Raw genomic sequence first — 25,108 nt, 5'->3', positions numbered from 1 at the left:
GTTTCACGTGAAACGTTTTTAGAAAATTGGGACTCATTGGGGAGAACTTGGTGAGTCTCGTGGAAAACAATAGTTGCGGTATCTGCGACTCAGTGCGCTGTTTTCTTTGACCCGAAGCGTGAGCTGTTGTATCAAGTTTTCAAGAAAATAGGTAATTGCCCTTCTAATTCCCCCAAGTTTTATCTGCGGCCTACATAGGTCCAGAAGCTTGCAAAGTATGCAACAGACGTATCTTTGTACTTAGAACGGCGAAATGCAGGACCGAAATGTCTGATAATTTTGATCTCGAGTTTGACACTATCATCATCGGTGGTGGTCACGCTGGCTGTGAAGCTGCTGCTGCGTCTGCTCGTATGGGTGCGCATACCGCGCTGATCACGCATCGCTTTGACACGATTGGTGTGATGTCTTGTAACCCCGCCATTGGTGGTTTGGGGAAGGGACATCTGGTGCGTGAGATTGATGCGCTTGATGGACTGATGGGACGGGTTGCTGACGCGTCTGGTATTCAGTTTCGCATGCTTAACCGACGTAAAGGACCAGCCGTACAAGGGCCTCGTTCTCAGGCTGATCGCAAGCTTTACCGTGAGGCGATGCAGGCAGAGATCAAAGCTATTGAAAACCTGAATGTTGTTGAGGGTGAAGCAGACAAGCTCGTCCGAGAGGGTGGTGTCCTTAAAGGTGTGACCCTTGCCGATGGTCGCCGAGTTTCGGCGAAAGCGGTTGTTATCACCACCGGCACGTTTCTTCGTGGGCTCATTCATATCGGAGATAAACAGATCCCGGCGGGGCGTGATGGGGAAGCACCTGCTCTTGGTTTGTCTGAGTCACTGGAAGAGCTTGGGCTTCGCCTTGGTCGTTTGAAGACTGGTACTCCGGCGCGTTTGGATGGTCGTACTATCAACTGGGACATCCTGCAGGAACAACCAGGTGATGAAGAACCAGTTCCGTTCTCAACGCTGACAGATGAAATTCAGATCCGACAGGTGCCATGTTATATCACGCGCACCACACCTGAGACCCATAAGATCATCCGTGATAACATCAAGCGCTCTGCGATGTATTCAGGAGAAATTAAGGGAAGGGGGCCACGTTATTGTCCTTCTATTGAAGACAAGATTGTGCGCTTTGGTGATCGTGATGGCCATCAGGTGTTTTTGGAACCCGAAGGATTGGATGATCCGACTGTTTATCCAAACGGGATCTCTACATCTCTTCCGGAAGACGTTCAGATTCAATTTTTACGGACTATTCCAGGACTGGAGAAGGTCGAGTACTTCAAGCCAGCCTACGCAATCGAGTATGATCATATTGATCCAACCGAACTGACCAATACGCTTGAGGTGAAGAAGCAAAAGGGCCTTTACCTCGCGGGTCAGATCAATGGTACTACTGGCTATGAAGAAGCTGGCGCACAAGGTCTTTTGGCAGGTTTGAATGCTGCCAGAACCGCTCAGGATGGCCCCGCAGTGACGGTTGGTCGTGCTGATGGGTATATCGGCGTTATGGTCGATGATCTCATTACACGAGGTGTTTCTGAGCCGTATCGGATGTTTACCTCGCGGGCGGAGTATCGTCTTACACTGCGTGCTGATAATGCTGACCAGCGTCTTACTCCAATGGGCATCGAATGGGGCTGTATTGGTGAAAAACGTCGAGTCGCTTTCGAGACGAAGGTTGAAAAGCTCATTAAAGCCAAAGACTTGATGCAGTCCTTAAAGATTACGCCCAATGAAGGACGTAAGCACGGTCTGCCAATCAACCAGGATGGCGTGAAACGCTCCGCCTTCGACTTGTTAGCATATCCAAATATCTCTCTCAAAGACCTGGCCGAGATCTTTGATGAGTTGAATGATGTTGAAATGCAGATCGCAGAGCAGGTGGCTATTGACGCAATGTATGCCGTCTATCTGGAGCGCCAGGCTGCTGATATTGAAGCATTGAAACGGGATGAGGATCTGGTCATTCCTGCAGGGATTGATTATGCTGCTCTAGCTGGGCTTTCTAACGAAGTTCGCCAGAAGCTCGAAGCTTTGCGTCCTTCAACAATCGGGCAGGCGTCACGCATGGATGGGATTACTCCTGCTGCGTTGACATTGTTGCTCGCGTTTATTCGCCGTTCAGGCAGAAATATTGCTGGTGTTGTTTAGTATGTCATTTGAAAATAGGGCTGATTACAGCCAGATTACGCCTGTGATGCGTATGTATAATGATGTTTCACGTGAAACGTTTGAGCGGCTAAGCATTTATGTGGACTTAGTCCAAAAGTGGCAACCGGCACAGAATCTCATCGCGCCATCTACGATGAATGATATCTGGATGAGGCACGTCGCTGATTCTATCCAGATACAGCGAAGCTTACCGGCGGCACGCAATTGGATTGATTTTGGTAGTGGAGCAGGCTTTCCAGGCCTTGTGACGGCTATACTCCTGAAACAAGAAGGCGACGCTGGTATCGTGAACATGGTTGAAAGTAACCAACGCAAAGCCGCATTTTTGCGGACAGTCGCGCGAGAAACTGGTTGTAATGCTAAAGTTCATGCGGGTAGAATCGAAGCCGTTACGAAAGATTGGGATACGCCAATTGAAGGTGTTTCTGCCCGTGCTTTGGCTTCCTTACCGATTCTTTGTGGGTTTTCATCGCAGTTTGTGCAAGGGGGCGCAAAGGCTGTTTTCCACAAAGGACGAGATTTTCGTCGGGAAATCGAAGAAGCATCTGCCGACTGGTCGATTGATCTGGTAGAAAAAGTAAGTCTAGTAGATCCGCTAAGTCGCGTTTTGGTCCTTTCAAAAATTGATCCAAAAACCAACTAACTAGGGTGCTGTCGGATGAGCTTACTGCCGCAATCTCCACGTGTCTTGACTATAGCCAACCAGAAGGGTGGCGTAGGCAAAACGACAACAGCCATCAATCTTGGCACTGCGCTTGCTGCTATTGGCGAGCGCGTACTGATTATTGACCTTGACCCGCAGGGTAATGCCTCCACTGGTCTTGGTATCGATCGGGTTGACCGCGAATACTCCACTTATGATGTTTTGAGCGGTGACTCCACACTTGAGCAAGCTATTTTGGAAACGGCTGTACCTCGTTTGTGGATCGCTCCGTCAACTATGGATTTACTTGGGGTCGAACTGGAAATCTCAGCTGCCGCTGATCGTACGTTCCGTCTACGTAATGCTATTTCAGGTATGGCTCAGGAGGCTGAAGAAGGACGCGCACAAGGATATTCCTATGTTCTTGTTGACTGCCCACCGTCTCTAAACCTGTTAACTATCAATGCCTTGGCTGCATCTCACAGTATTCTGGTGCCGCTTCAGTGCGAGTTTTTTGCTCTTGAGGGCCTTAGTCAGTTGCTCAGCACGGTTGAACAGGTAAAGCAGTCTCTCAATCCTGAACTGAGCATTCATGGCATTGTTCTTACGATGTACGATAGCCGTAATAACCTTTCTAGCCAGGTTGTGCAGGATGTTCGCGAAACGATGGGTGATGCCGTCTATGATACTGTGATCCCTCGTAACGTACGTGTTTCTGAGGCTCCATCCTACGGTAAGCCAGCTTTGCTTTATGATTTGAAGTGTTCTGGTTCACAGGCTTATTTACGACTTGCTTCCGAAATTATTCAGCGTGAACGTGACATGCGAATGGCGGCTGCCTGATCAGGTTGCCGCTTATACTTAAAAGAGTTTGATATTTGGCCCGCAAACGGTGCGGGAAAGAGCCTTCGACTCCGAGGCTCTTTTGGATGTAGATAGGTGGAATTGAAATGGCAAAAACTGAGGAAGCAGGGCGAAGCAATAAGCGACTAGGGCGCGGCCTTGCTACACTGTTGGGGGATGTGAACTCAGAGCCAGCTGTATCCACGACAGAACGAAGCCGTGACGTGCGGAAGGTGCCGATTGAATACCTTAAACCAAACCCACGGAACCCTCGAAAATCATTCTTAGAAGATGATCTCAATAACCTGACTGAGTCAGTCCGGCAAAAGGGGATTGTACAGCCAATTTTGGTTCGTCCTCGTCCGAATAAACCTGGTTACTTCGAGATTATCGCTGGTGAACGTCGTTGGCGGGCCGCCCAGAAAGCAGGACTTCATGATGCCCCGGTAGTTATTCGTGAGGTGACTGATCAAGAAGCGCTTGAACTTGCAATCATCGAAAATGTTCAGCGTGCAGACCTAAATCCTATCGAAGAGGCTTTGGGTTACGATCAACTTATAGAAGAGTTCCAGTACAGCCAGGTCGAGCTTTCAAAGGTAATAGGCAAGAGCCGCAGTCATGTCGCCAACACATTGCGTTTGCTGAAACTGCCAAACTCTGTGAAAGACTATCTTGCAGAAGGGCTTCTCACCGCGGGTCATGCACGTGCGTTGATCACTGCAGAAGATCCTGCAGCTTTGGCTGAGTTGATCGTGGAGAAGGGGCTTACAGTTCGTGATGCAGAGCGTCTGGCTCAGAACCCTGACTTGTTCCAGAAAAAAGAGGCTGCTCCGAAGCCTGAGAAGGATGCGGATACACGTGCGTTAGAAAAGCGTTTGGCTGATGGTCTGGGTCTTAAGGTGGCTATTGCTCACAAGACTGAAAAGGGCACTGGTGAGCTTAAGATCAAGTACAAGAATGTGGAGCAGTTAGACGAAGTTTGCCGCTTGCTGGGCATCCAGAACTGATTGTTCCCGCTTTAAGATGACGAAAAGGCCGTGTCCCTGAATTGAGGCGCGGCCTTTTTAGATTCGGAGGCAAAACTAAATTTGGTAAAGAGCGATCTCTTTTGATAGCTGTTTTTGTATTCTATCTGCAACGAGCTGCGGTTCATCAGCGGAGCGCACTATGTGATCAGCTAGGGATTTATAGATTTCGATCCGACTAAGAAATTTAAGTCGTTCATTTCCTGGCTCTAAGTCGAACCCTCGACTGACTTGTCGTTTTACAACGATGTCGGTTGCAGTCTCGACGTCGTGCGCAGGGGTTAATAAAACCGTTGTACCCAAGGAACGTACAGCCTGCTGGTTTTTTTTACAAATTGATTTTCTTTCTCTTCGATCAGGAAGCCAGAGGAAAGAGCAAAAACAGCCTCATGCTTTGCTGAGTTCATCATGTCGAAGAAACAATAAGAGTTTTGCCGAACATAACCGCCATAGCCATACTGGGCTATGAAGCTTCTTATGTTGGATATGTTAGCGCAGAAGTAATCATCTAGATCATGAAACGGCAAACATAGATTTTGCGCAAGATATGGACCTACAGTGCTTTTTCCGACACCTCCGGGGCCTATCAAAAATATATGTCTGCCTTTCACATGCATAACGAACCTCGATATCTTATTATCTCAAGTCGTAAGTATTAGCGTCGCCTGTTAGAAGCTTTCGCGACCTGTGCGATCGCCAGTAGGGTGTGTGAAACAATTGCGAATGACAGATTTGCATTTAAGCGAGCGTCTTTAACAGTATCATTCAGGCGAATGAGTGCTCGTTCTAGAAAATCTTCGTTCCAGACTTCAACCTGTCTGACGATCTTTGCACGACGTTTCCAGAAAATGGGTGGCCGCATGCCGCCGATCACATCTTCTACAGGAATACGTTGATTGGCTTTTAAACGGCACAGGTGTAGCATTTGGAAGTGGCGAAGAGCTTGAGATGCAATTACGCCGGCGTCCGTCCCTGAGGCTGAGAGGCGCTCCAGGCCATGGTCCAGTGTAACTGTGTCACCAAGAGCTGCAGCATCAATCAACTCATCCATTGCAAATGCAGATGCATCACCAATAATCTCTTCGACGTGATGTACCTCAATACGATTATCTTTCATCGCATAAAGGCATAGCTTTTTCAGCTCGCCGCGGCTGGCAATGCGGTCAGCACCTAGTAAGGTGTGTAGCGAATTGCGTGCTTCCTTGGTTATTTGGAGGCCTGCTGAGAGCGTTTCTTCGTCAATAAGGCGGTCTACGTCTTTGATGGTGTCTGCGAAGCAGGGGATCGCGATAGCCGTTTTGCTGGACTCAAATTTTTTGCGCAAACCTGCCGTTTTTTTGAGATCGCCCGCTTCTATGACCACGAACGCTGAGAAGTCGTTGTTCTTAAGGAGCGTTTCAACTGCTGGCAGCACGCTTTTTGTTCCATTCTCACGAACCCAAATGGTTCGCCGACCGCCAAAAAGAGGGATTGTCAGCGCTTCGTCGATCAGCCGACTTGGGTCTGCGGCGATGTCAGCTGCGTCTAACTTTACTTGTGAGAAGGGGTCGTCATTCTCTGCTGCAGCTTTTGAAATGAGTGCTTGCGCACGCTCATTGACCAACCCGGTATCAGGCCCATAAACAAGAATGAGGTTTACAGAGTCTGGCGGGTTGGCGATATATCGGTCTATCTCAGCAGCTTTGAGGGCTACCATAATGGTCCTATTCTACAGGATGCGTGGCAAAGAAGCTTGCGATGCGGGTGTTGATATCTGCTGCGACAACCTTAGCGGCACGGTTTTCTGCATCTCTTTCTGCCCGCAGGTTGGCAAAACGCTGACTTGAAAAGTCAAAGGATGCTGAAGCAAAGGATCGCCCGGTGTAGAGCGTTCGATCTGTTGCAATATCTGAGAGCACAAAACTTGTGTTGAGCGTAATGTTGTAAGCTGTTGGGACGTCAGCCAGCTGCTCAACACCCACCTCAGCACGGCGTTTATCTGTCAGGATTTCCAACCGGTACTGTGAAGGAAGACCTTCTCCACCGCGATTAAATGCGAAGATAAGTTCGTTCCTCAACACTTGGTTGATGCGTTTAATCGAACTTGAATCTCCGTAACCTGGAAATTCCATAGAGATCGCCGCCATGCGGTTCTGGACCGTCGGGGTTTGCTCAGAACCATCAGTAGTCAGGTTCGGGCTAACTCCATAAAGGGGGCGAAATTGGCAACCAGAAAGAAGAAGTGCACCCGCAACAATTGTTGCCCCGCCGAGTAGAACCCGGCGGGAAGGGCGACCTGATTTAGCAGGGCGATCAAACAACGACATTTACAATCCTCTGAGGTACCACGATGATTTTACGTGGGGCCTTGCCATCCAGAGCTTTCTGAACAGCCTCATGTGCCAGAGTAGCTTCTTCTACCTGCTCTTTGGAAGAGTCTCTTGCTACAGAAAGCTCACCTTTTTTCTTCCCATTGATTTGAATCGGAAGCGTAATGGTGTTTTCTACCAGCAGATCCTCTTCGATAGCTGGCCAGTTTGATGTGGATACCAGTCCTTCATTGCCAAGCATGGACCAGCATTCCTCAGAAAGGTGAGGTGTGATTGGTTCCATGAGCTGCAGGAGGAAGCCAGTTGCTTCGCGCAGAGCATACGCCATGTCCGGTTTGGACAGGTCTGCCTGAAGCGCCTTGCTGATCGCGTTGGTGAACTCATAAAGACGGGCAACAGCACGGTTGAAGCCAAGGCCATCAAAGTCTTTTGTGATGGCAGCCAGAGTTTTATGAGAAGCACGGCGCAGGGCTGTTGCTTCATCACTGAACTCAGCAGGCTTTGCGATGTTGGCTTCAGTTTTTTCTGAGACTTCACCAATGATACGCCATACGCGCTGTACGTGACGCCATGCACCGATGACACCGTCTTCAGTCCAGATGATGTCACGCTCTGGCGGGCTGTCAGACAGAACGAAGAGACGAGCTGTATCAGCGCCGTAAGTGTCGATAATGTCGGTTGGGTCAACAACGTTCTTCTTCGACTTGGACATCTTTTCGATAGAACCAATGGTGACAGGAGCGCCGGTTTCTGCGTGAACGGCCTTTCTGTCTCCTTCGGTGCTGATGATGTTGATCTCAGCTGGTGTTATCCATTTTCCATCGACATCCTTGTAGGTCTCATGGTTCACCATGCCCTGTGTGAAGAGGCCTTTGAATGGCTCCTTCACATCCAGATGCTTGGTGATCTGCATGGCGCGTGCAAAGAAGCGAGAGTAGAGCAGGTGCAGGATCGCGTGCTCGATGCCACCGATGTACTGATCAACTGGCAGCCACTCAGAGGCAACCTTTGGATCGGTCGGATTGCTGTTCTTTGGATCGGTGAATCGCGCGAAGTACCAAGAGGAATCCACAAAGGTATCCATGGTGTCGGTTTCACGCTGAGCATCCTTGCCACAACATGGGCATTTCACATTGCGCCATGTTGGATGGCGATCCAGCGGGTTGCCCGGACGGTCGAACGTGACGTCTTCGGGCAGAACGATTGGCAGGCTTTCTTTTGGCGCAGGCTGAACACCACAGTCATCACAGTGGATGACAGGGATTGGACAACCCCAGTAGCGCTGACGGGAGATACCCCAGTCGCGCAGACGGTAGTTGGTCTCGCGGTGTGCCTGCTGTTTGCCTTTGGTGCTCTGCGCTTCCAGCTTGTCAGAAACAGCATTATTCGCATCCTCGATGGACATGCTGTCCATGAACTCGGAATTAAAGATGGATCCTTCGCCGGTGTAAGCTTCGGTGCCAACGTCGAATGTGACCGGGTCTTCACCTTCTGGCAGCACAACTGCTGTGACTGGCAGTTTGTACTTGTGAGCGAAGTCCAGATCGCGCTGGTCGTGTGCAGGACATGCGAAGATCGCGCCTGTGCCGTAATCCATCAGGATGAAGTTTGCCACGTAGACTGGAAGCTCCCAAGATGGATCCAGCGGATGTTTGACGCGCAGGCCAGTGTCGAAGCCAAGCTTTTCGGCGGTTTCAATTGCTTCAGCTGTCGTGCCGATGCGGCGACATTCAGCAATGAACTCCTGCAATTCTGCGTTGTCTTCAGCCAGTTTCTGCGTAATTGGATGATCTGGTGACAGGCCCATGAAGGACGCGCCGTACAGCGTGTCTGGACGGGTCGTGAAGATCTCCAGAGTCTCATCACCGGTTGGAGCTGTTTCGGTCAACTCGAAATTGACTTTCAGACCAACAGATTTGCCGATCCAGTTCTTCTGCATGAGACGAACTTTTTCAGGCCATTCGGTCAGAGTGTCGATTGCTTCCAACAGCTCTTCGGAATGATCAGAGATCTTGAAGAACCACTGGGTCAGGTCTTTCTGTTCAACTTCTGCGCCAGAGCGCCAGCCTTTGCCGTCGATCACCTGTTCGTTTGCCAAAACGGTCATGTCGACCGGATCCCAGTTTACCTTTGCGTTTTTGCGGTAAACCAAGCCAGCTTCCAAGAAGTCCAGGAACAGCGCCTGCTGCTGTGCGTAGTAGTCTTCATCGCAGGTTGCGAATTCGCGGCTCCAGTCAAACGACAGGCCGATTGTCTTCAACTGGCCGCGCATTGCTGCAATGTTGTCGTAGGTCCAGCCCTTTGGGTGCACTTTCTTTTCAGCCGCTGCGTTTTCTGCAGGCATGCCGAATGCATCCCAACCCATCGGATGCAAAACGTTGTAGCCGCGTGCGCGTTTGAAGCGTGCAACCACATCACCCATGGAGTAGTTGCGCACGTGCCCCATGTGTAGACGACCGGATGGGTAAGGGAACATCTCTAGTACGTAGTATTTTTCGCGCGGATCATCGTTGTCCGTCTCGAAGACGTTCTTTTCGTCCCATACTTTTTGCCAGCGCGCTTCCGTTGCGCGTGCATTATACCTATCCGTAGCCATTTATTCCGCCGTGTGTTTGATTTTTTGTCTCGAAAAAGCAAATTACGTTTGTTCGGACTGTCACCAGAAATTACCAGCTTGGTCAAGCGGTAGGCAAAGGAAAAACCTAGGAGATTTGTCAGAAATTTCTCAATGGTGTGCAACTACTCTTGCTTTTGGGCCTTGGTACGCGCATTTCATGTGCCCACCATCAATTTTTGCCTGGAGTTTGAAATGAGCGATGCAGCTGCACAACGCCTCAAAGAGGTGAAGGAAAATATTGAAAAAGCTGAGAAGGATGCCAGGCGTCCAAGTGGCTCTGCAACCTTGATTGCAGTTTCGAAAACCTTTGAAGCATCAGCTATTAAGCATGTATTAGAAGCAGGACAACGCGTATTTGGTGAGAACCGTGTTCAGGAAGCGATGGGGAAGTGGCCAGAGCTTTGTGATGAGTTTGAAGGTGTCGAATTACACCTGATCGGCCCGCTACAGTCCAATAAAGCTAAAGAAGCTGTCCAGACCTTCGATGTGATTCATACTGTTGACCGAGAAAAAATCGCTCAGGCGCTGAAGACCGAAATGGATAAGCAAGAGAAGCACCCTAAGCTGTTTATTCAGGTTAATACCGGGGAAGAAGAGCAAAAAGCAGGGATAGCGCCCAAAGAGGCTGACAATTTCATTGCGAAGTGTCGCGATGAGTTGGGTCTTGAGATAGAAGGTTTGATGTGTATTCCGCCAGTTGAAGAAGCTCCAGGTATGCATTTTGCTTTGCTTGAGAAGATTGCGAAGCGGAATGGTTTGAAAAAGCTTTCAATGGGAATGTCTTCAGATTATCAGATAGCTGTGCAGCACGGGGCCACCCATGTTCGCGTTGGTTCTGCTGTTTTTGGAGTGCGAGATTATTCGCACTAGGCTCTCTGTTTAAGGGGTGGACGGGCAAAAGAGCACTTGCCCGTTTATCACTTGCAGGAGCCGATGGTTGGCGTTAAGCGATTCCACTATAGTTGAAACCAAGAGGTCATTGTTTTGTGGGCTGAGGATATCGCCTGCGATGACATGGTTGTTCGGATCACCTGATGTTGCAACGATCAGTCTCTGCTTGTGCGCGCCTCCTTTCTCAAAGTGTATATCGGTCAAGGCTGCGTCAACGGTTTCATCTTTCTCGCTATAGATAAATAGCGATGGAGCAGTTGCTTTTACAGGATCTTACTCCTGCACAACGGTGATAGATGCTGCCAACGGTAGGAATGCCACGTTTGGATAGCTGATGGGCCCACCCAAGCCGTTCTGCTTTTGACGGCTTGGTGAACAATGTTCGAGCTTTGCCTAGGGCCAAAGGCACATACTTTCTTGCAAATGGTATATCGCGGAGAAAGCCTCCTGCAGCTTTTAAGCCGAAGTTTGGCGAGAGAAACACCATTGCCGCGACATCTTCATTCAGTGGTGGCCTTGCATGGCAAGCCATGCCGACAACGTTGCGCCTGTTGAGGTGGATACAATGATTATTTTTTCACCGATTTGGCGACCAATTTCGACGGCTTCTGCAAGGTCGTTGATCCTGTCATATAAGGTAGCTTCAGCCAAAGCTTCGCCGGTGCGATCGTGTCCTGTCAGCCGAGTGTAATAAAGGTTGGCTTCCATTGCATGTGCGACGCGGCCTGAAACAGGATGGATCGCATAACTGCTTGCTGAAAAACCAGGTATATAGATGATAGACAGTGGGGTTTTGCTATCTTTTTTATCGTCGAACCAAATAATTCGCTTAGCGGTGCCCTGGCGGAGGTCTAGAAATTCATCCCCCCTTGGCAGAAGTATTAAATCGAAGCATGTGGGAGACGTGTTTTGAGGAGATAAGCGCTAAGCTTTCGCCTAAGACGCTCTTTGGCTTGAATGGGCCATGGCAAAGAAACGAGTGAGGGGAAGCTGGCAAAAACAATAAGTATGAAGCTCTTTGGAAGGACTCTCTTGCGCTGTAATCAGAGTTTTTCGCTAAGACCCTGAATGCCCATTGTACTCAGCCACGTCATAATCTTATTTGTCACGATAATGTTGTTGCCCGGACTATATAAATCTCCGGCAATAACATGATTGTTGGGATCACCTGATTGCTTGATGATCAGCCTGTCTTTCTGCGCGCCCCATTTTTCGAAGTAACTGGCTGTCACGGTTTCATCAGAAACGATATCGTTGGGATCATATATGAATAGGGCAGGTATCTTAGCTGCTTCCGGTTTAGCAATGGACACCAGCTTGATGAATTGGGCTAGAGGAAGCAAAGCTTCATTTGGGTAGCAAATATTCCAAGCATAAAGTTTGTCCATATCAGCATTAGGGTCGGTATTGCGATAAGGGCCTATTGCGAGTGGGACTATGATGTCTGCGTAAGGAGCGGTGAGCATAAAACTGCCACTGGCATAAATCTTAAAGACTGGCGAGACAAATACTATCGCAACAACATCTTTTTGCTGTGCGGGCGCATCCATGGCCGCCCATCCAGTTAAAGTGCCGCCCAAAGACGTACAAATTATAATTACTTCTTCACCAATTCTCCTGCCAATCTCGATTGCCTCAGCTAAGTCGTCGACCCAATCATTATATGAGGCCTCCAACATAGCGGCGCTTGTACGGCCGTGCCCAGGAAGGCGAGTGAAATATAGGTTTGCTCCGAGCAGCGATGCAACATTGTCCGGTACGGGTCTAATTTCTTCTTTGCTGGCAGAAAAACCATGAATGTAAATAACAGAATAGCGCGTCTTTTCTTTGGTTTGCGGGTCATTCCAGATAATTTGCTTTTCAAGGCCAGGCTTTATATCAAGAAACTTAGCCTCTTTTTCTCTTAGGTATCGCTCAACGTCGCCTGTTATTTGTGAAGGCGAGAAACTCACGGTGATAGGGGTGAATTGATTGGTGGCCCAACCATAACCCCAAACAACAACCGCAAGTACAATAAGAAAGCCAAAGAGTATCTTGATCATTACTGGTCCAGTGAGGTCTGTGGTCATACCAAGCTACGAGATCTGCTGTATGCGGGCAATCATGGGAATTTACTGGGTTTTCAGTGGTTCTTTTCAAAAATAATAATGCCTTCTGGCTTGACTCACTTGCTCGGAAGAACTAGTTAGTGCTGGAATTCTGAACAGGTTTGTTCTTGAGCCATTGACTGGGACCCGAAAAGGTATAAAGCGATCCCAGAGATCAACACCCGACAGCGCGATGCGCCCTCGGGTGATTTTTTGCTATGTAAGTTCGCATGATACGGCGAGTGCATGAGTGAAAGTCAGCGGTAAAGCAACTCACCTGAAGTTGGAACGTGTTAGTCGTTTAAACTGCACCTCCATCGTTTCGGAAAAACGAATTTGTTAAAGGAACGGCATGTTCGATAATCTGTCAGATCGCCTAGGCGGCATTCTTGATAAGCTCACAAAACGTGGTGCGCTTTCTGAATCCGATGTCAATGAAGCTCTGCGCGAAGTGCGTCGCGCGCTCATCGAGGCTGATGTGGCGTTGCCGATCGTGCGTTCTTTTGTCGATAAGGTGAAACACCGCGCTGTTGGTGCTGAGGTTGTTAAGTCGATTAAGCCGGGGCAGATGGTCGTTAAGATCGTTCATGACCAGCTTGTTGAGATGCTCGGTGAAGACTCTCATCCGATTGACCTAAATGCGCCGGCTCCGGTCTGCATCATGATGGTTGGTCTGCAGGGTGCAGGTAAAACCACCGCAACCGGTAAAATTGCACGCCGTTTGACACTGCGCGATAAACGCAAAGTTCTTATGGCTTCTCTTGATACGCGCCGGCCGGCAGCGCAAGAGCAGCTGAAAGTGCTTGGTGAGCAGAACGATGTAGATACGCTCCCAATCATTGAGGGACAGCAACCAGTAGATATCGCCAAGCGCGCATTGAATGCCGCAAAGCTTGGTGGCTATGACGTTGTTATGCTTGATACGGCTGGTCGCGGTCATATTGATGAGCCACTTATGTTGGAAATGGAGCAGATCAAAGCTGCTTCCAACCCACATGAAGTTCTTCTGGTCGCTGATGCTCTGACTGGTCAGGATGCCGTCAATCTAGCGAAGAACTTTGACGAGCGCTGCTCCATTACTGGTATCATGCTTACCCGTATGGATGGTGATGGTCGTGGTGGTGCGGCTCTTTCCATGCGTGCTGTTACCGGTAAGCCGATCAAGCTGATTGGTACCGGTGAAAAATCAGATGAACTTGAAGATTTCCACCCAAAGCGTATTGCTGATCGCATCCTTGGAATGGGCGACATTGTTTCGCTCGTTGAAAAGGCTGCTGAAGCGATTGATGCGGAACAAGCCGCTGAGATGGCTCGGAAGATGCAGAAGGGTCACTTCGACCTGAATGATCTTTCTGAACAGCTGAAGCAGATGGAAAAGATGGGTGGCATGTCCGGCATGATGGGCATGCTTCCGGGTGTTGGCAAAATGAAGAAGCAGCTTGCTGCGGCCAACCTTGATGAAAACATGTTCAAACGCCAGATGGCGATCATCTCATCTATGACCAAGAAGGAACGTGCCAAGCCTGAACTTTTGAAAGCAAGCCGTAAGAAACGTATTGCTGCTGGTTCTGGTGTGCAGGTTGCTGAAGTCAATAAGCTTTTGAAAATGCACCGCCAAATGGCCGATATGATGAAGGCTATGGGTAAGGGCAAAGGCAAGGGCATGCTTGGCAAGATGATGGGTGCCATGGGTGGCGGCATGCCTGGCATGGGCGGCGGAATGCCGAACATTGACCCCAAAGCTCTTGAGCAAATGGCGAAAGCTGGACAGCTGCCAGGTGGCATGGAAATGCCTAAAGGCTTGCCGGGTGTCGGCGGGCCGAAGTTGCCTGGTCTTGGTGGCGCTGCTGGTTTGCCAGGGCTTGGCAAGGGGAAAAAGTAATTGAGTGAGATCGAAAAGACTGAAGAAGCCAAGGTAGTCCTTGGTGCGCTTCGTTCCAGTATAGACAACATTGATGCGGCTTTGGTGCACATGTTGGCTGAACGATTTCGCTGCACTCAGGCAGTTGGTGAGCTTAAGGCAAGCCACGGCCTTCCACCGGCTGATCCAGCCCGTGAAAAACTTCAGATTGAGCGTCTGCGTCGTTTAGCGACCGATGCCAATCTTGATCCTGACTTTGCTGAAAAATTCCTGAACTTCATTGTGAAGGAAGTTATTCGGCATCATGAAGCTATTGCTGCTGAACACAGCACAGACTGAATACCTAGGAGTAATAAACAATGGCTACAAAAATTCGCCTGGCACGCGGTGGTGCTAAAAAGCGTCCTTTCTACCGTATCGTAATTGCAGACGTTCGCTCCCCGCGCGACGGCCGTTTTATCGAAGTTGTTGGTCGCTACAACCCAATGCTTCCTAAAGACGCTGAAAACCGCGTTGAGCTGAACGAAGAGCGCATCAAGCATTGGCTTGGTAATGGCGCACAGCCAACTGACCGCGTACACCGCTTCCTCGACGTAGCTGGCCTGTTGAAGCGTGAGCCACGCAACAACCCTAACAAAGCTAAGCTCGGCAAGAAAGCTCAAGAGCGTCTTGACGAGAAGTTGGCAGCAGAAGCTGAAGCAAAAGCTGCTGCTGAAGAAGCTGCGGCAGCTGGCGAAGAAGCAACTTCCGAATAAGTTAAGCATACCCGATCTGATAAGGAGACGCCGGCAATGGCAAACACGCCTGAAGACCGCATTCTAATGGCTCAGATCGGGGCTGCTCACGGCATACGTGGAGAAGTGCGGGTCAAGCCTTTTGGCGATGACCCGCTTTCTTTTGGCGATTACGGTAAGCTGGAAAGCGAAGACGGTAATCGCAAATTCAAAGTGAAACGGGCACGCGTCCAAAAGAATGTGGTAGTAACTAAGTTCGAAGGCGTGAATGACCGTAATGAAGCTGAAGCGCTTAATGGGTTGAAGCTTTATATTGCTCGCGAAAAACTCCCTGAAACAGAAGACGAAGACGAGTTCTATCACACTGATCTCATTGGCCTGAAAGCCGTTAATGAGAATGGTGATGTGATTGGGACAGTTCTTACACTTTTGAATTTTGGCGCTGGCGAGTTGATTGAAGTTGCTCCAAAAAGTGGCAACTCTCTCATGTTTCCATTCACAAAAGCTGTTGTCCCAGTCATTGACCTTGATGAAGGATATATGGAGATTCATGCTCCGACCGGCTTTTATGAGGAAGGTGAGAAAGAGCCGGAAGATGGTTCTGAGCCGGTATAAATAGGGCTTAGAAACTTCTTATTTCAGAAATTGACGCCTAATTAATGTTCTAGCATGCTACCCGGAAATCAATGATCATATTTCGGATAATTTTATGCTTACTGCCGTTCTACTGATAGTTTTTGCAGTCGCGTTCTTCTGTGTGACGATGAGTGGCGTTTTCTGGATTAATGCCTGTGCATCAAAGACGAAGGGTGATTTTCTTCTTAACCTTCGGAAGTCACTTCGATTTCTTTCGTATTTTATTCTGCTTGGGCTTAGCTTCCTCGCTTTCGGGATGGTTTTTGGGGAGCCAAGCGAAAGCATCCATGAAATACTCTCCCAAATCTCTATCCTAAATTAGGGGGAGCAGATGCTGTCGGTGTTCAACACTGCTCAAGCAATCGCTACAGTAGTGGCATTATCACTGTCCATTTTCTATTTCTATCGCATGCTAGCTGTTCGTGACGACAACGAATTCCTGCGTTGGCGGGCTAGATTGTGGAAACTTGGGATTGCCGCTGCAGTGATGCTCTTCATATTTGCCCTTGCGGCTTTGTTCATCCTCCCTGCCTGAAGTTTTGTTTGCTTTTTTTTTAGCGGGAATTGAGTTATTGCAATCTCGATGAATACAACAATAGCAGGATCACCATGAGCTTTCGTGCATCTGTATTGACCCTTTATCCTGAGATGTTTCCTGGGAACCTGGGAATGAGCATGTCTGGCCGCGCGATGGAGCGGGGAGACTGGTCATTGAGCGCGCACAATATCCGAGATTGCGCGACGGATAAGCACCGCTCTGTTGATGATACGCCTGCCGGGGGCGGAGCTGGAATGGTTCTGCGACCTGACATTCTTGGTAAAGCCATCGATGATGTCACTGAAGAGAATGACCTGCGTCCGCGCCTGCTTATGAGCCCTCGCGGTAAGCCGCTTACTCAGGCGAAGGCGCGTGAGCTGGCTGATGGCCCAGGTATTGTGATTGTATGCGGTCGATTTGAGGGAGTCGATGAGCGCGTTATTGAAGGCCGTCAGCTCGAAGAAGTGTCAATCGGCGATTATATACTCTCAGGCGGCGAAGTGGCGGCTCATGTGCTTTTAGATAGTATCGTTCGTCTTCTTCCTGGAGTTATGGGGAATAAAGAGAGCGGTGAGTCTGAGAGTTTTGAGAACGGCTTGTTGGAGCACCCACACTATACGCGCCCTGTTGACTTTGAAGGCCGCGAGATTCCGGCAGTGCTTAAAAGCGGCAATCATAAATTAATTGATCAGTGGCGTTTAGAGATCTCTGAAAAGATAACTGAAGAACGTCGACCAGACCTTTGGCAGAATTACTTAAAGAATAACCGTTGATAAGTTGGTTTTTACACTTTTATCATGACAAGCCAACAAAAATCCGGTAAACCCGCGCCGACCGGAGTGGATTCTGTCTAACGTTTACCGTTAGGGTCTTAGTTCCACTTCACTTCCCGGCATATGCCAAGGTTTGGTGTACTCGTCCCGATGGCTTGATCATTGCGGGACGCTCTGACCAATATTTATAATGGAAGAAACTGCCATGAATATCATTGAGCAGCTCGACGCCGAAGAAATGGCTCGCATCGAAGGTAAGCGTAAGCTTCCTGAGTTCTCCCCAGGTGACACCGTACGTGTTCTCGTACGCGTTACTGAAGGTACTCGTACTCGTGTGCAGGCCTATGAAGGCGTATGCATCGCACGCTCCGGCGGCGGCATCAACGAAAGCTTCACAGTTCGTAAGATTTCTTACGGCGAAGGTGTAGAGCGTGTATTCCCAATCTTCAGCCCAATGGTTGAAGGCGTGGAAGTTATTCGCCGCGGTCGTGTCCGTCGTGCGAAGCTTTACTACCTGCGTGAGCGTCGCGGTAAGTCTGCACGTATTGTTGAAGCTACCAACGTACGCGCAAAGCGCCTTAACGAAGAAGCTCGTGCTATTGCTGCTGAAGCAAAAGCTGCAAAAGCTGCTGCTAAGGTTGCTGAAGCTGAAGGTTCTGCAGAGTAAGATTTACTCGCAAACCTGTTTGGTTTCTAAAACCCCGCTGAGAAATCAGCGGGGTTTTTTGCGTCTTAGGAAAGTGTTCCACTATCAGATGCTCAACCTCATTTTGTAAGCCTTTTTGGTATATGGAATACTCTTTCACGAGGCGCTCTTAGGAGGCGTAATGCTGGCCTTCATTTTCATTTTTGTTGTTGTACTTGGCATGTATGCGGTTTTTGTCGAGCCGCTTTTATTGCTCAAAGTCGTGCGACATAAAGTCGTTAAATCTCCTGAAGCGTTGGGGCAAAAACCTCTGAAGGTCGCCGTCATTACAGATCTACATGCTTGCTGGCCCTGGATGGGGCCAGAGCGGATTACACGGATTGTTACTCGTGTGAATGAGTTGGATGCAGATGTTGTCGCGCTGCTCGGCGACTATCACACTGGAATGCACAGTCCATTTGCAAAACCGCTGGAGACGGCATCTGCATGGGCTAAGCCAATGTCGGCTTTAAGGGCTCCTCTGGGCGTTTTAGGTGTTTTGGGTAATCATGATTGGTTGGAAGGAGGAGAGGAAGCCAGAGAGGCTTTAGAAGCAAACGGGGTGACGGTTCTAGAAAACAGGGCGCTGCGTGTCTCTACGCGTGGAAACTCTCATGTGTGGTTCATAGGACTTGGTGATCAATACGGAAAAGCTGAGCAACTTCATGGGAGTGGGCGCCGAGATGATCTTGATGCAGCCTTGAGCCTGGTTGAAGAGGATGCTGCCTTAAGAGTTCTGCTGGCGCACGAGCCCGACATTTTTGTGAAGTCAAAAGACCATGTGGATGTAACGATAAGTGGGCATACTCATGGAGGTCAGGTGCGGCTGCCCTTTATCGGTGCATTAACAATTCCGTCTAGACTTGATCTAAAATATGCAAGAGGAGCTTTTGAGGAAAACGAAAGCACTTTGATCGTCGGAAGTGGTCTGGGGTGTTCTGGTCTCCCAATTCGATTTTTATGTCCGCCAGAAGTTTTGCTAATTGAAATATATGTTTAGAGCGAACATGAATGGGCGAGCTCTTCTGAATATGAGCCTGCTTCCAGTTTGCTTACATTACACCTTCATCTTGAGAGAATCTCAAGGCAAAGGCGCTTGATATTTTGCGGTTCTGGGTCAAATAATAAGGACAGTATAGCGAGTGCTGCTTTTATTGGTGGCCCCGTCAACTTAGTTATGCGGCCGCTTAGAGCTGCAAGAATAAAGTGACTGATCATTTTTCGGTTCTTGAGCGCTTGGTTGGTGCGATCAGAATTTTAACGAAGGGCAACGATCAGTTATTTCCAGGAGACAAGCGCAATGTCGCAGGCCAAAACTCTTTACGATAAGATCTGGGACCACCACGTGGTCAGTGAGCAAGAAGATGGAACTTGCCTGCTTTACATTGATCGTCATCTGGTACACGAAGTTACAAGTCCCCAGGCATTTGAAGGCCTGCGTATGGCTGGTCGCAAGGTTCGCCACCCGAAGCGTACTCTTGCTGTTGTTGACCATAATGTGCCTACAACGGATCGCTCTAAAGGCATTGATGACCCAGAAAGCGCTTTGCAGGTTGAAACACTTGCTAAGAACGCGGCCGAGTTTGGTGTCGAGTATTATTCTGAGTTGGATCAGCGTCAGGGCGTTGTGCATATTGTTGGGCCAGAGCAGGGCTTTACTCTGCCGGGTATGACTATTGTTTGCGGTGACAGCCATACATCTACACATGGGGCCTTTGGCTCTCTGGCACATGGCATTGGCACCTCTGAGGTTGAGCATGTGCTCGCAACCCAGACGCTTATCCAGAAAAAAGCAAAAAATCTGCGCGTGACTGTAAACGGCCTGCTTCCGGGCGGGGTTACAGCTAAAGACATCGTGTTGGCTATCATCGGTGAGCTTGGTACAGCTGGTGGAACTGGTTACGTCATCGAATATGCAGGAGAAGCAATCCGCAGCTTGTCTATGGAAGGTCGCATGACGGTTTGTAACATGTCCATTGAAGCGGGTGCGCGTGCTGGATTGATTGCTCCAGATGAAAAGACTTTTGAGTATCTTGATGGCCGCCCTAAGGCTCCGAAAGGGGCTGCATGGCAACAGGCGTTGAATTACTGGAAAGGTCTGTACACCGATGAAGGTGCTGTGTTTGACAAAGAAATTGTTCTGGATGCAGCCAACTTACCGCCAATCGTAACTTGGGGGTCTTCACCTGAAGATGTTGTTTCTGTAACTGGAAACGTACCAGATCCTGCTGATATTGATGATGAAGCCCGTCGTGCTTCCAAAGAGCGTGCACTTGAATATATGGGTGTCGAAGCTGGTCAGAAGATCACGGATATCAAAGTTGATCGCGTGTTCGTTGGGTCTTGCACCAATGGCCGGATCGAGGATCTTCGTGAAGCGGCTGCGGTTGTCAAAGGCAAGGTGGTCTCTGACCGTGTAAGTGCGATGGTTGTACCGGGTTCCGGTTTGGTGAAAGCTCAGGCTGAAGCCGAGGGCTTGGACGAGATCTTCAAGGAAGCTGGTTTTGAATGGCGTGAGCCTGGTTGCTCCATGTGCTTGGCGATGAATGCAGATAAGCTCAAGCCAGGTGAGCGATGTGCTTCAACATCCAACCGTAACTTTGAAGGCCGTCAGGGGTTTAAGGGGCGTACCCACCTTGTTTCTCCAGGTATGGCTGCTGCGGCGGCGATTGCAGGTCGTTTCGTTGATGTCCGTGACTGGAAGTAATCAGCTTTAAAATTTGATGTTATACGGGAAGCGAGAATAGTAGGCTATTCTCGCTTTTTTGTTGTCTTCAAAGCAATTTAGAAATATTTTTTGCGGCATAACTATTTGATATCTATAGATGTATTGAGGCTGATCATTAAATTACCCCTCATTCCTTGAAGTAAGAGGGCTAGTGACTTCACATTGTCGTCATTTACTGTCTACAATATCACAGCATCTCAAAGTGCCTCTTGTTTGGCATGGATGTTCCGAAAGAGACTTGGGAGCATGGTGTGAGCGTAATTGTTTCAGAAGGCGCCTTCCCAGCGCTGGTATTGAATGCAGACTATCGGCCTTTGTCTTACTATCCCTTATCCTTGTGGGGCTGGCAAGAAACAGTCAAGGCTGTCTTTTTGGACCGTGTAAACATTGTTTCCAAGTATGATCAGGTGGTGCGTAGCCCGAGTTTTGAGTTTCAACTTCCAAGCGTTGTTGCGTTAAAATCGTTTGTAAAAACTCAAAGAAATCCAGCGTTTACGAGATTTAATGTCTTTTTGAGAGACAGGTTCGAGTGCCAGTATTGCGGGTCTAGAAATGATCTCACGTTTGATCATCTGATACCGCGCAGTAAGGGCGGTTTGACGACTTGGGGCAATGTCATAACGGCATGCTCTCCTTGCAATCTCCGTAAGGCAAATAAGTCCTGGCAGGAAATGAACATGCGTCCGGTGCAAATGCCATTCGTTCCACGCGTTCAGGACCTGCACAATAACGGACGTTTGTTTCCGCCAAACTACCTGCATGAGAGCTGGTTGGACTTCCTATATTGGGACAGTGAGCTAGAGCCGTAATATTGAGTTAACACTCTATTATCCATTCAACTCAAAACTCTCCTCAAAGTTGATGCATTATTTCCTCTGTCACGCCCGTTATATTATGCTTGATATAAATGCACGGGTGTAGATGGTGGGCTTCAATATGGGTTACTGGGGACGGATTTCCGAAATATTCAAGCAATTCAAGCGCTCTGAAGGTGGTGTGGTTGCTGTCCTTGTTGCCTTTTTGATGGTCTTGCTCATTGTATTTGCGGGAATGGCAATAGATTTTGGATTAGCTTTTAACACACGCCGTGCTGTCAATCAGTCATTGGATGCGGCAGTACTAGCTGTAGCAAATAATCTTGCAACGACGACTTTGAGTGAAGACGACGTTCAAACAATGGTCGAAGAGTACTTCGCGGCCAACCTTGCTTTGTCGGAGGGTAGCGATACCGTTGTCGCTACTCCTGTCGTGAATTATACGGTCGGTGCCGATTTTATTTCGGCCAGTGCGACAGCCGAATTGAATAATAGCTTTAGTCCACTGCTTAATATTTTGACACGCTCAGATGATGATAGCCTTGATAAGATCACTGTTGCCACAAGTTCGACAGCGCGGTTTCCACGAAATGACGTTGAGGTGGCGGTCGTTGTTGATGTCACCGGTTCGATGTCATCTGATATCGATACATTGAAAACAGCCTCGACGAGACTGCTGGATGCGCTACTCCCAGAAGGTACGAATCAAGCGAAAAGTAAGATTCGAATGTCATTTGTTCCTTACAATGAAGGTGTGAAGCTTGCTAATGACCTGGCCGAACAAGCTACTTTCACGATAAGCGAGTCAGGATGTGTCCATGAGCGGATAACTGATCAAGCCGCTACAGACGTCGCCCATGATTTTGAAGATGATGAAGGTAATACGGACTATATCGGCGCTGGCTTTGAAGATTGTCCTGCAGATGCTGAAGTGGTCTCACTCACTGCTGATCGCAATAAAATACTCTCTGTAATTAGTGACCTGTCTGCTGATGATGGAACTGCAGGGCACATTGGGATCACATGGGGTTGGTACACAATATCCCCAAAGTGGGCGGATTTTTGGCCCTCTGGAAGTGAGCCTCTTGCTTATGAAACGGAGAATCTTCGAAAATATGCAGTGTTCATGACCGATGGAGATTTCAACCGCTATCATCGTGATAGGGACGACTATGAGGATGTTGAGGATGCAAGAAAAGAACTGATTGACGACAAAATTGACGAGGGAACTTGGACCCCTGGCCCTAATCCAGACGGGTCAAATAAGTTCACTCGCCAAGAGCATGAGGATCTGGCTGAATTTGTAGACTGGGATGAGGAATCTTCAAGCGGCCCCAAGGGAACCTCTTCTATGAGAGCAAAGGCAGTCTGTTCCAATATGAAGTCGCAGAATATCACAATATACTCTATTTATTTTGGCACTTCCAATCGGGAAAGGCGTGTGATGGAAGACTGTGCTTCTAATGATGACACCTTCTATTTAGCTACCAATGAAAGTGCGTTGATCCTGGCTTTTGAGAAGATTGCAAACGACATTAAAGATATATATCTGTCTCAATAAATTGATTTCGCAGTAAAAATTCCTCCCGCATATTATGCGGGAGGATGGAACTAGTTCTGCTGTCTTAAATGACTTCAACTTTGTTTTGTCGGTTGTCTATCAGGTCACCCACAACGGTTGGGTCTGCCAAGGTCGATGTATCGCCCAGGTTGTCGAAGCTATCTTCAGCAATTTTCCGCAGGATGCGGCGCATGATTTTTCCACTTCTAGTTTTTGGTAGGCCGGGAGCAAACTGAATGAGATCAGGCGAGGCAATCGGACCGATCTCTGCACGCACATGGTGAACGAGTTTCTTTTTCAGCTCCTCCGTCGGCTCTAAGCCTTCCATGAGGGTTACATATGCGTAGATGCCTTGTCCCTTCACATCGTGCGGATAGCCCACTACAGCCGCTTCAGAGACGTCTGGGTGCGCGACGAGGGAGCTTTCTACTTCAGCCGTGCCCATGCGGTGACCAGATACGTTGATCACATCATCCACGCGTCCCGTGATCCAATAATATCCATCTTCATCCCGGCGACAGCCATCGCCTGTGAAATACATGCCCTTGTACGTTGCGAAGTAAGTTTGGATGAAACGCTCATGATCGCCGTAAACGGTGCGCATCTGACCCGGCCAACTATCTGTGATGACGAGGTTTCCTTCGGTGGCACCTTCCTGGAAATTGCCTTCTGCATCAACAATTGCCGGCTGGATACCGAAGAACGGGCGTGTTGCCGAACCGGGTTTGAGATCAGTTGCACCTGGTAGAGGTGTAATGAGGATGCCACCTGTTTCCGTTTGCCACCACGTATCAACGATAGGGCAGCGTTGATCGCCGATTATGTTGTGGTACCACAGCCATGCCTCGGGGTTGATTGGCTCGCCCACAGAGCCCAAGATGCGAAGTGACTTGCGTGATGTGTTCGTGACGTGCTCGTTTCCAGCACCCATTAAAGCTCTGATCGCAGTGGGAGCGGTGTAGAAGATGTTGACATTATGTTTGTCACATACTTCCCAAAAGCGGGCAGGGGTCGGATAGGTTGGAACGCCCTCAAACATGAGTGTTGTAGCACCGTTTGCAAGGGGCCCGTACAGGATGTAGCTATGACCAGTTACCCACCCGACATCCGCAGTACACCAGTAGACTTCTCCTGGATGGTAATCAAAGACGTATTGGTGTGTCATGGATGCATAGACTAGGTAGCCACCAGAGGTGTGCATGACACCTTTTGGCTGCCCTGTGGAGCCTGAGGTGTAGAGAATGAAGAGTGGGTCCTCAGCATTCATCTCAGCTGGGGCGCACTCTGCAGAAACTTTCTCGATTTCCTCGTGATACCAGAGGTCTCGGCCTTCCATCATTTTGATGTCGCCACCGGTCCGCTTTACCACGAAGACTTTATCGACGTTGCCGCATTTCTCGATTGCGCGATCCGTGTTTTCTTTGAGAGGGACGGTTCTACCGCCTCGGACACCTTCGTCAGCTGTAATAACGAAACGGGATTCACAATCCTCGATGCGCCCTGCCAGACTGTCGGGCGAGAAGCCTCCAAATACAACTGAGTGGACAGCGCCGATGCGGGCACATGCCAGCATTGCATAGGCTGCTTCTGGAATCATTGGCATGTAAACGGTGACGCGGTCACCTTTCTTAACGCCGTTCGCAAGCATCATGTTCGCAAAGCGGTTTACCGCCTCGGAAAGCTGCTTGTACGTGATTGTCTTGCTTTGATCCGGTTCATCCCCCTCCCAGATGATCGCAGGCTGGTCGCCACGTTCGGCCAAATGTCGATCAATACAGTTTGCCGCTACGTTTAATGTGCCGTCTTCAAACCATTTGATGGAAACATTGTGATAGTCGTAAGACGTGTTTTTGACCGTTGAATATGGCTTGATCCAGTCAATCCGCTTTCCGTGTTCGCCCCAAAAACCGTCAGGGTCTTCAACGGACTTCTTGTACATCTCCAAATACTGCTCGTTGTTGAGCAGGGCATTCTCGGCAATCTCAGCCGGTACTGGATACACATCACCAATCATGGTCAATCTCCCCATTTTCTCCACGGGTAATCACATACCCAACTCTTGAGTGTATTATGGGCAGGTGCCGTTAGGGCGTCTAGCGCTTATGCTTCGAACTTTCGTAGGTCCTATTGTCCCTAGGTCTGGTTCAAGCTTGCACGACGATCTTACAGAGACAGGTGAATTGTGTGAGGG

Annotated in this window: 23 protein-coding genes; 16 read left to right on the top strand and 7 right to left on the bottom strand. The window is 49.0% G+C overall.

Translation table 11 applies throughout. From position 1 onward, the window contains the following. The first annotated feature begins 266 nt into the window (after positions 1-266). From mnmG to BMZ51_RS06140, 4 genes are all read left to right on the top strand, one after another. Positions 267-2,150, top strand: a complete 1,884-nt coding sequence (gene mnmG / locus BMZ51_RS06155; RefSeq protein WP_068004647.1) for a tRNA uridine-5-carboxymethylaminomethyl(34) synthesis enzyme MnmG — start codon at positions 267-269, stop codon at positions 2,148-2,150. Between the two features lie 46 nt (positions 2,151-2,196). Further along, positions 2,197-2,814 carry a 16S rRNA (guanine(527)-N(7))-methyltransferase RsmG gene (gene rsmG, locus BMZ51_RS06150; protein WP_068004741.1) on the top strand — a complete coding sequence of 206 codons (618 nt, stop codon included), beginning with the start codon at positions 2,197-2,199 and terminating at the stop codon, positions 2,812-2,814. Between the two features lie 15 nt (positions 2,815-2,829). Then, positions 2,830-3,657 carry a ParA family protein gene (locus BMZ51_RS06145; protein WP_068004650.1) on the top strand — a complete coding sequence of 276 codons (828 nt, stop codon included), beginning with the start codon at positions 2,830-2,832 and terminating at the stop codon, positions 3,655-3,657. A gap of 107 nt (positions 3,658-3,764) precedes the next feature. After that, the gene (locus BMZ51_RS06140) at positions 3,765-4,664 is read left to right on the top strand and encodes a ParB/RepB/Spo0J family partition protein (protein ID WP_068004653.1); all 900 of its coding nucleotides are present in this window, start codon (positions 3,765-3,767) and stop codon (positions 4,662-4,664) included. A 299-nt stretch (positions 4,665-4,963) separates the two neighbouring features. Here the strand turns inward: BMZ51_RS06140 and BMZ51_RS06135 are convergent, their stop codons facing one another. Genes BMZ51_RS06135 through leuS form a run of 4 tightly spaced genes read right to left on the bottom strand, consistent with a single transcriptional unit; the run spans position 4,964 to position 9,587 of the window. Next, positions 4,964-5,299 (bottom strand): shikimate kinase, encoded by a 336-nt coding sequence (locus BMZ51_RS06135; RefSeq protein ID WP_074881871.1) that lies wholly within the window; start codon positions 5,297-5,299, stop codon positions 4,964-4,966. A gap of 38 nt (positions 5,300-5,337) precedes the next feature. Further along, a complete protein-coding gene (holA, locus tag BMZ51_RS06130) occupies positions 5,338-6,378 on the bottom strand; it encodes a DNA polymerase III subunit delta (RefSeq protein WP_068004655.1) in 1,041 nt (346 codons plus the stop codon). A 7-nt stretch (positions 6,379-6,385) separates the two neighbouring features. Further along, positions 6,386-6,988, bottom strand: a complete 603-nt coding sequence (gene lptE / locus BMZ51_RS06125) for an LPS assembly lipoprotein LptE (RefSeq protein ID WP_068004657.1) — start codon at positions 6,986-6,988, stop codon at positions 6,386-6,388. Further along, the gene (gene leuS / locus BMZ51_RS06120; protein WP_068004659.1) at positions 6,975-9,587 is read right to left on the bottom strand and encodes a leucine--tRNA ligase; all 2,613 of its coding nucleotides are present in this window, start codon (positions 9,585-9,587) and stop codon (positions 6,975-6,977) included. The genes lptE and leuS overlap by 14 nt, the downstream gene beginning before the upstream one ends. Positions 9,588-9,800: 213 nt before the next feature. Here leuS and BMZ51_RS06115 point away from each other — a divergent pair, with 213 nt between their 5' ends. Continuing rightward, positions 9,801-10,478, top strand: a complete 678-nt coding sequence (locus tag BMZ51_RS06115; protein WP_068004742.1) for a YggS family pyridoxal phosphate-dependent enzyme — start codon at positions 9,801-9,803, stop codon at positions 10,476-10,478. A gap of 525 nt (positions 10,479-11,003) precedes the next feature. Here BMZ51_RS06115 and BMZ51_RS06105 read toward each other — a convergent pair. Beyond that, on the bottom strand, positions 11,004-11,207 hold the full coding sequence (locus BMZ51_RS06105; protein ID WP_068004663.1) for a hypothetical protein: 204 nt from the start codon (positions 11,205-11,207) through the stop codon (positions 11,004-11,006). Positions 11,208-11,542: 335 nt separating this feature from the next. Further along, positions 11,543-12,541 carry an alpha/beta hydrolase gene (locus tag BMZ51_RS06100; protein WP_082825590.1) on the bottom strand — a complete coding sequence of 333 codons (999 nt, stop codon included), beginning with the start codon at positions 12,539-12,541 and terminating at the stop codon, positions 11,543-11,545. 397 nt (positions 12,542-12,938) lie between these two features. On the opposite strand from BMZ51_RS06100, the gene ffh reads away from it, so the two are divergent. From ffh to BMZ51_RS06040, 11 genes are all read left to right on the top strand, one after another. Further along, on the top strand, positions 12,939-14,468 hold the full coding sequence (gene ffh / locus BMZ51_RS06095) for a signal recognition particle protein (RefSeq protein ID WP_068004667.1): 1,530 nt from the start codon (positions 12,939-12,941) through the stop codon (positions 14,466-14,468). Continuing rightward, the gene (locus BMZ51_RS06090; protein WP_068004669.1) at positions 14,469-14,786 is read left to right on the top strand and encodes a chorismate mutase; all 318 of its coding nucleotides are present in this window, start codon (positions 14,469-14,471) and stop codon (positions 14,784-14,786) included. It abuts the gene before it with no gap. Positions 14,787-14,806: 20 nt separating this feature from the next. After that, the gene (gene rpsP, locus BMZ51_RS06085) at positions 14,807-15,202 is read left to right on the top strand and encodes a 30S ribosomal protein S16 (RefSeq protein WP_068004671.1); all 396 of its coding nucleotides are present in this window, start codon (positions 14,807-14,809) and stop codon (positions 15,200-15,202) included. Between the two features lie 36 nt (positions 15,203-15,238). Continuing rightward, entirely contained in the window at positions 15,239-15,796 is a 558-nt protein-coding gene (gene rimM, locus BMZ51_RS06080; RefSeq protein WP_068004674.1) for a ribosome maturation factor RimM, read from the top strand. 352 nt (positions 15,797-16,148) lie between these two features. Beyond that, positions 16,149-16,352 (top strand): hypothetical protein, encoded by a 204-nt coding sequence (locus BMZ51_RS06070; protein ID WP_068004678.1) that lies wholly within the window; start codon positions 16,149-16,151, stop codon positions 16,350-16,352. A gap of 74 nt (positions 16,353-16,426) precedes the next feature. Continuing rightward, entirely contained in the window at positions 16,427-17,128 is a 702-nt protein-coding gene (gene trmD / locus BMZ51_RS06065) for a tRNA (guanosine(37)-N1)-methyltransferase TrmD (RefSeq protein WP_068004680.1), read from the top strand. Between the two features lie 205 nt (positions 17,129-17,333). After that, positions 17,334-17,795, top strand: coding sequence for a 50S ribosomal protein L19 (gene rplS, locus BMZ51_RS06060; RefSeq protein WP_068004743.1), 462 nt, complete (start codon positions 17,334-17,336; stop codon positions 17,793-17,795). A gap of 160 nt (positions 17,796-17,955) precedes the next feature. After that, complete coding sequence (locus tag BMZ51_RS06055) at positions 17,956-18,813, top strand: metallophosphoesterase (RefSeq protein ID WP_068004682.1); 858 nt, start codon at positions 17,956-17,958, stop codon at positions 18,811-18,813. A gap of 300 nt (positions 18,814-19,113) precedes the next feature. Next, positions 19,114-20,520: a 3-isopropylmalate dehydratase large subunit gene (leuC, locus tag BMZ51_RS06050; RefSeq protein WP_068004684.1), complete on the top strand. Its 1,407-nt coding sequence runs from the start codon at positions 19,114-19,116 to the stop codon at positions 20,518-20,520. A gap of 239 nt (positions 20,521-20,759) precedes the next feature. After that, the gene (locus tag BMZ51_RS06045) at positions 20,760-21,350 is read left to right on the top strand and encodes an HNH endonuclease (RefSeq protein WP_208979327.1); all 591 of its coding nucleotides are present in this window, start codon (positions 20,760-20,762) and stop codon (positions 21,348-21,350) included. 112 nt (positions 21,351-21,462) lie between these two features. Further along, entirely contained in the window at positions 21,463-22,917 is a 1,455-nt protein-coding gene (locus BMZ51_RS06040) for a TadE/TadG family type IV pilus assembly protein (RefSeq protein WP_068004685.1), read from the top strand. Between the two features lie 64 nt (positions 22,918-22,981). On the opposite strand, the gene acs is transcribed toward BMZ51_RS06040, so the two are convergent. Further along, positions 22,982-24,931, bottom strand: a complete 1,950-nt coding sequence (acs, locus tag BMZ51_RS06035) for an acetate--CoA ligase (RefSeq protein ID WP_068004687.1) — start codon at positions 24,929-24,931, stop codon at positions 22,982-22,984. Positions 24,932-25,108 lie beyond the last annotated feature (177 nt).

It is taken from the genome of Pseudovibrio axinellae, from assembly GCF_900110875.1.
Lineage (GTDB): Bacteria > Pseudomonadota > Alphaproteobacteria > Rhizobiales > Stappiaceae > Pseudovibrio > Pseudovibrio axinellae.
The sequence above is the reverse complement of the archived record's forward strand: the minus strand, read 5'-3'. Positions and strand labels throughout refer to the sequence as shown.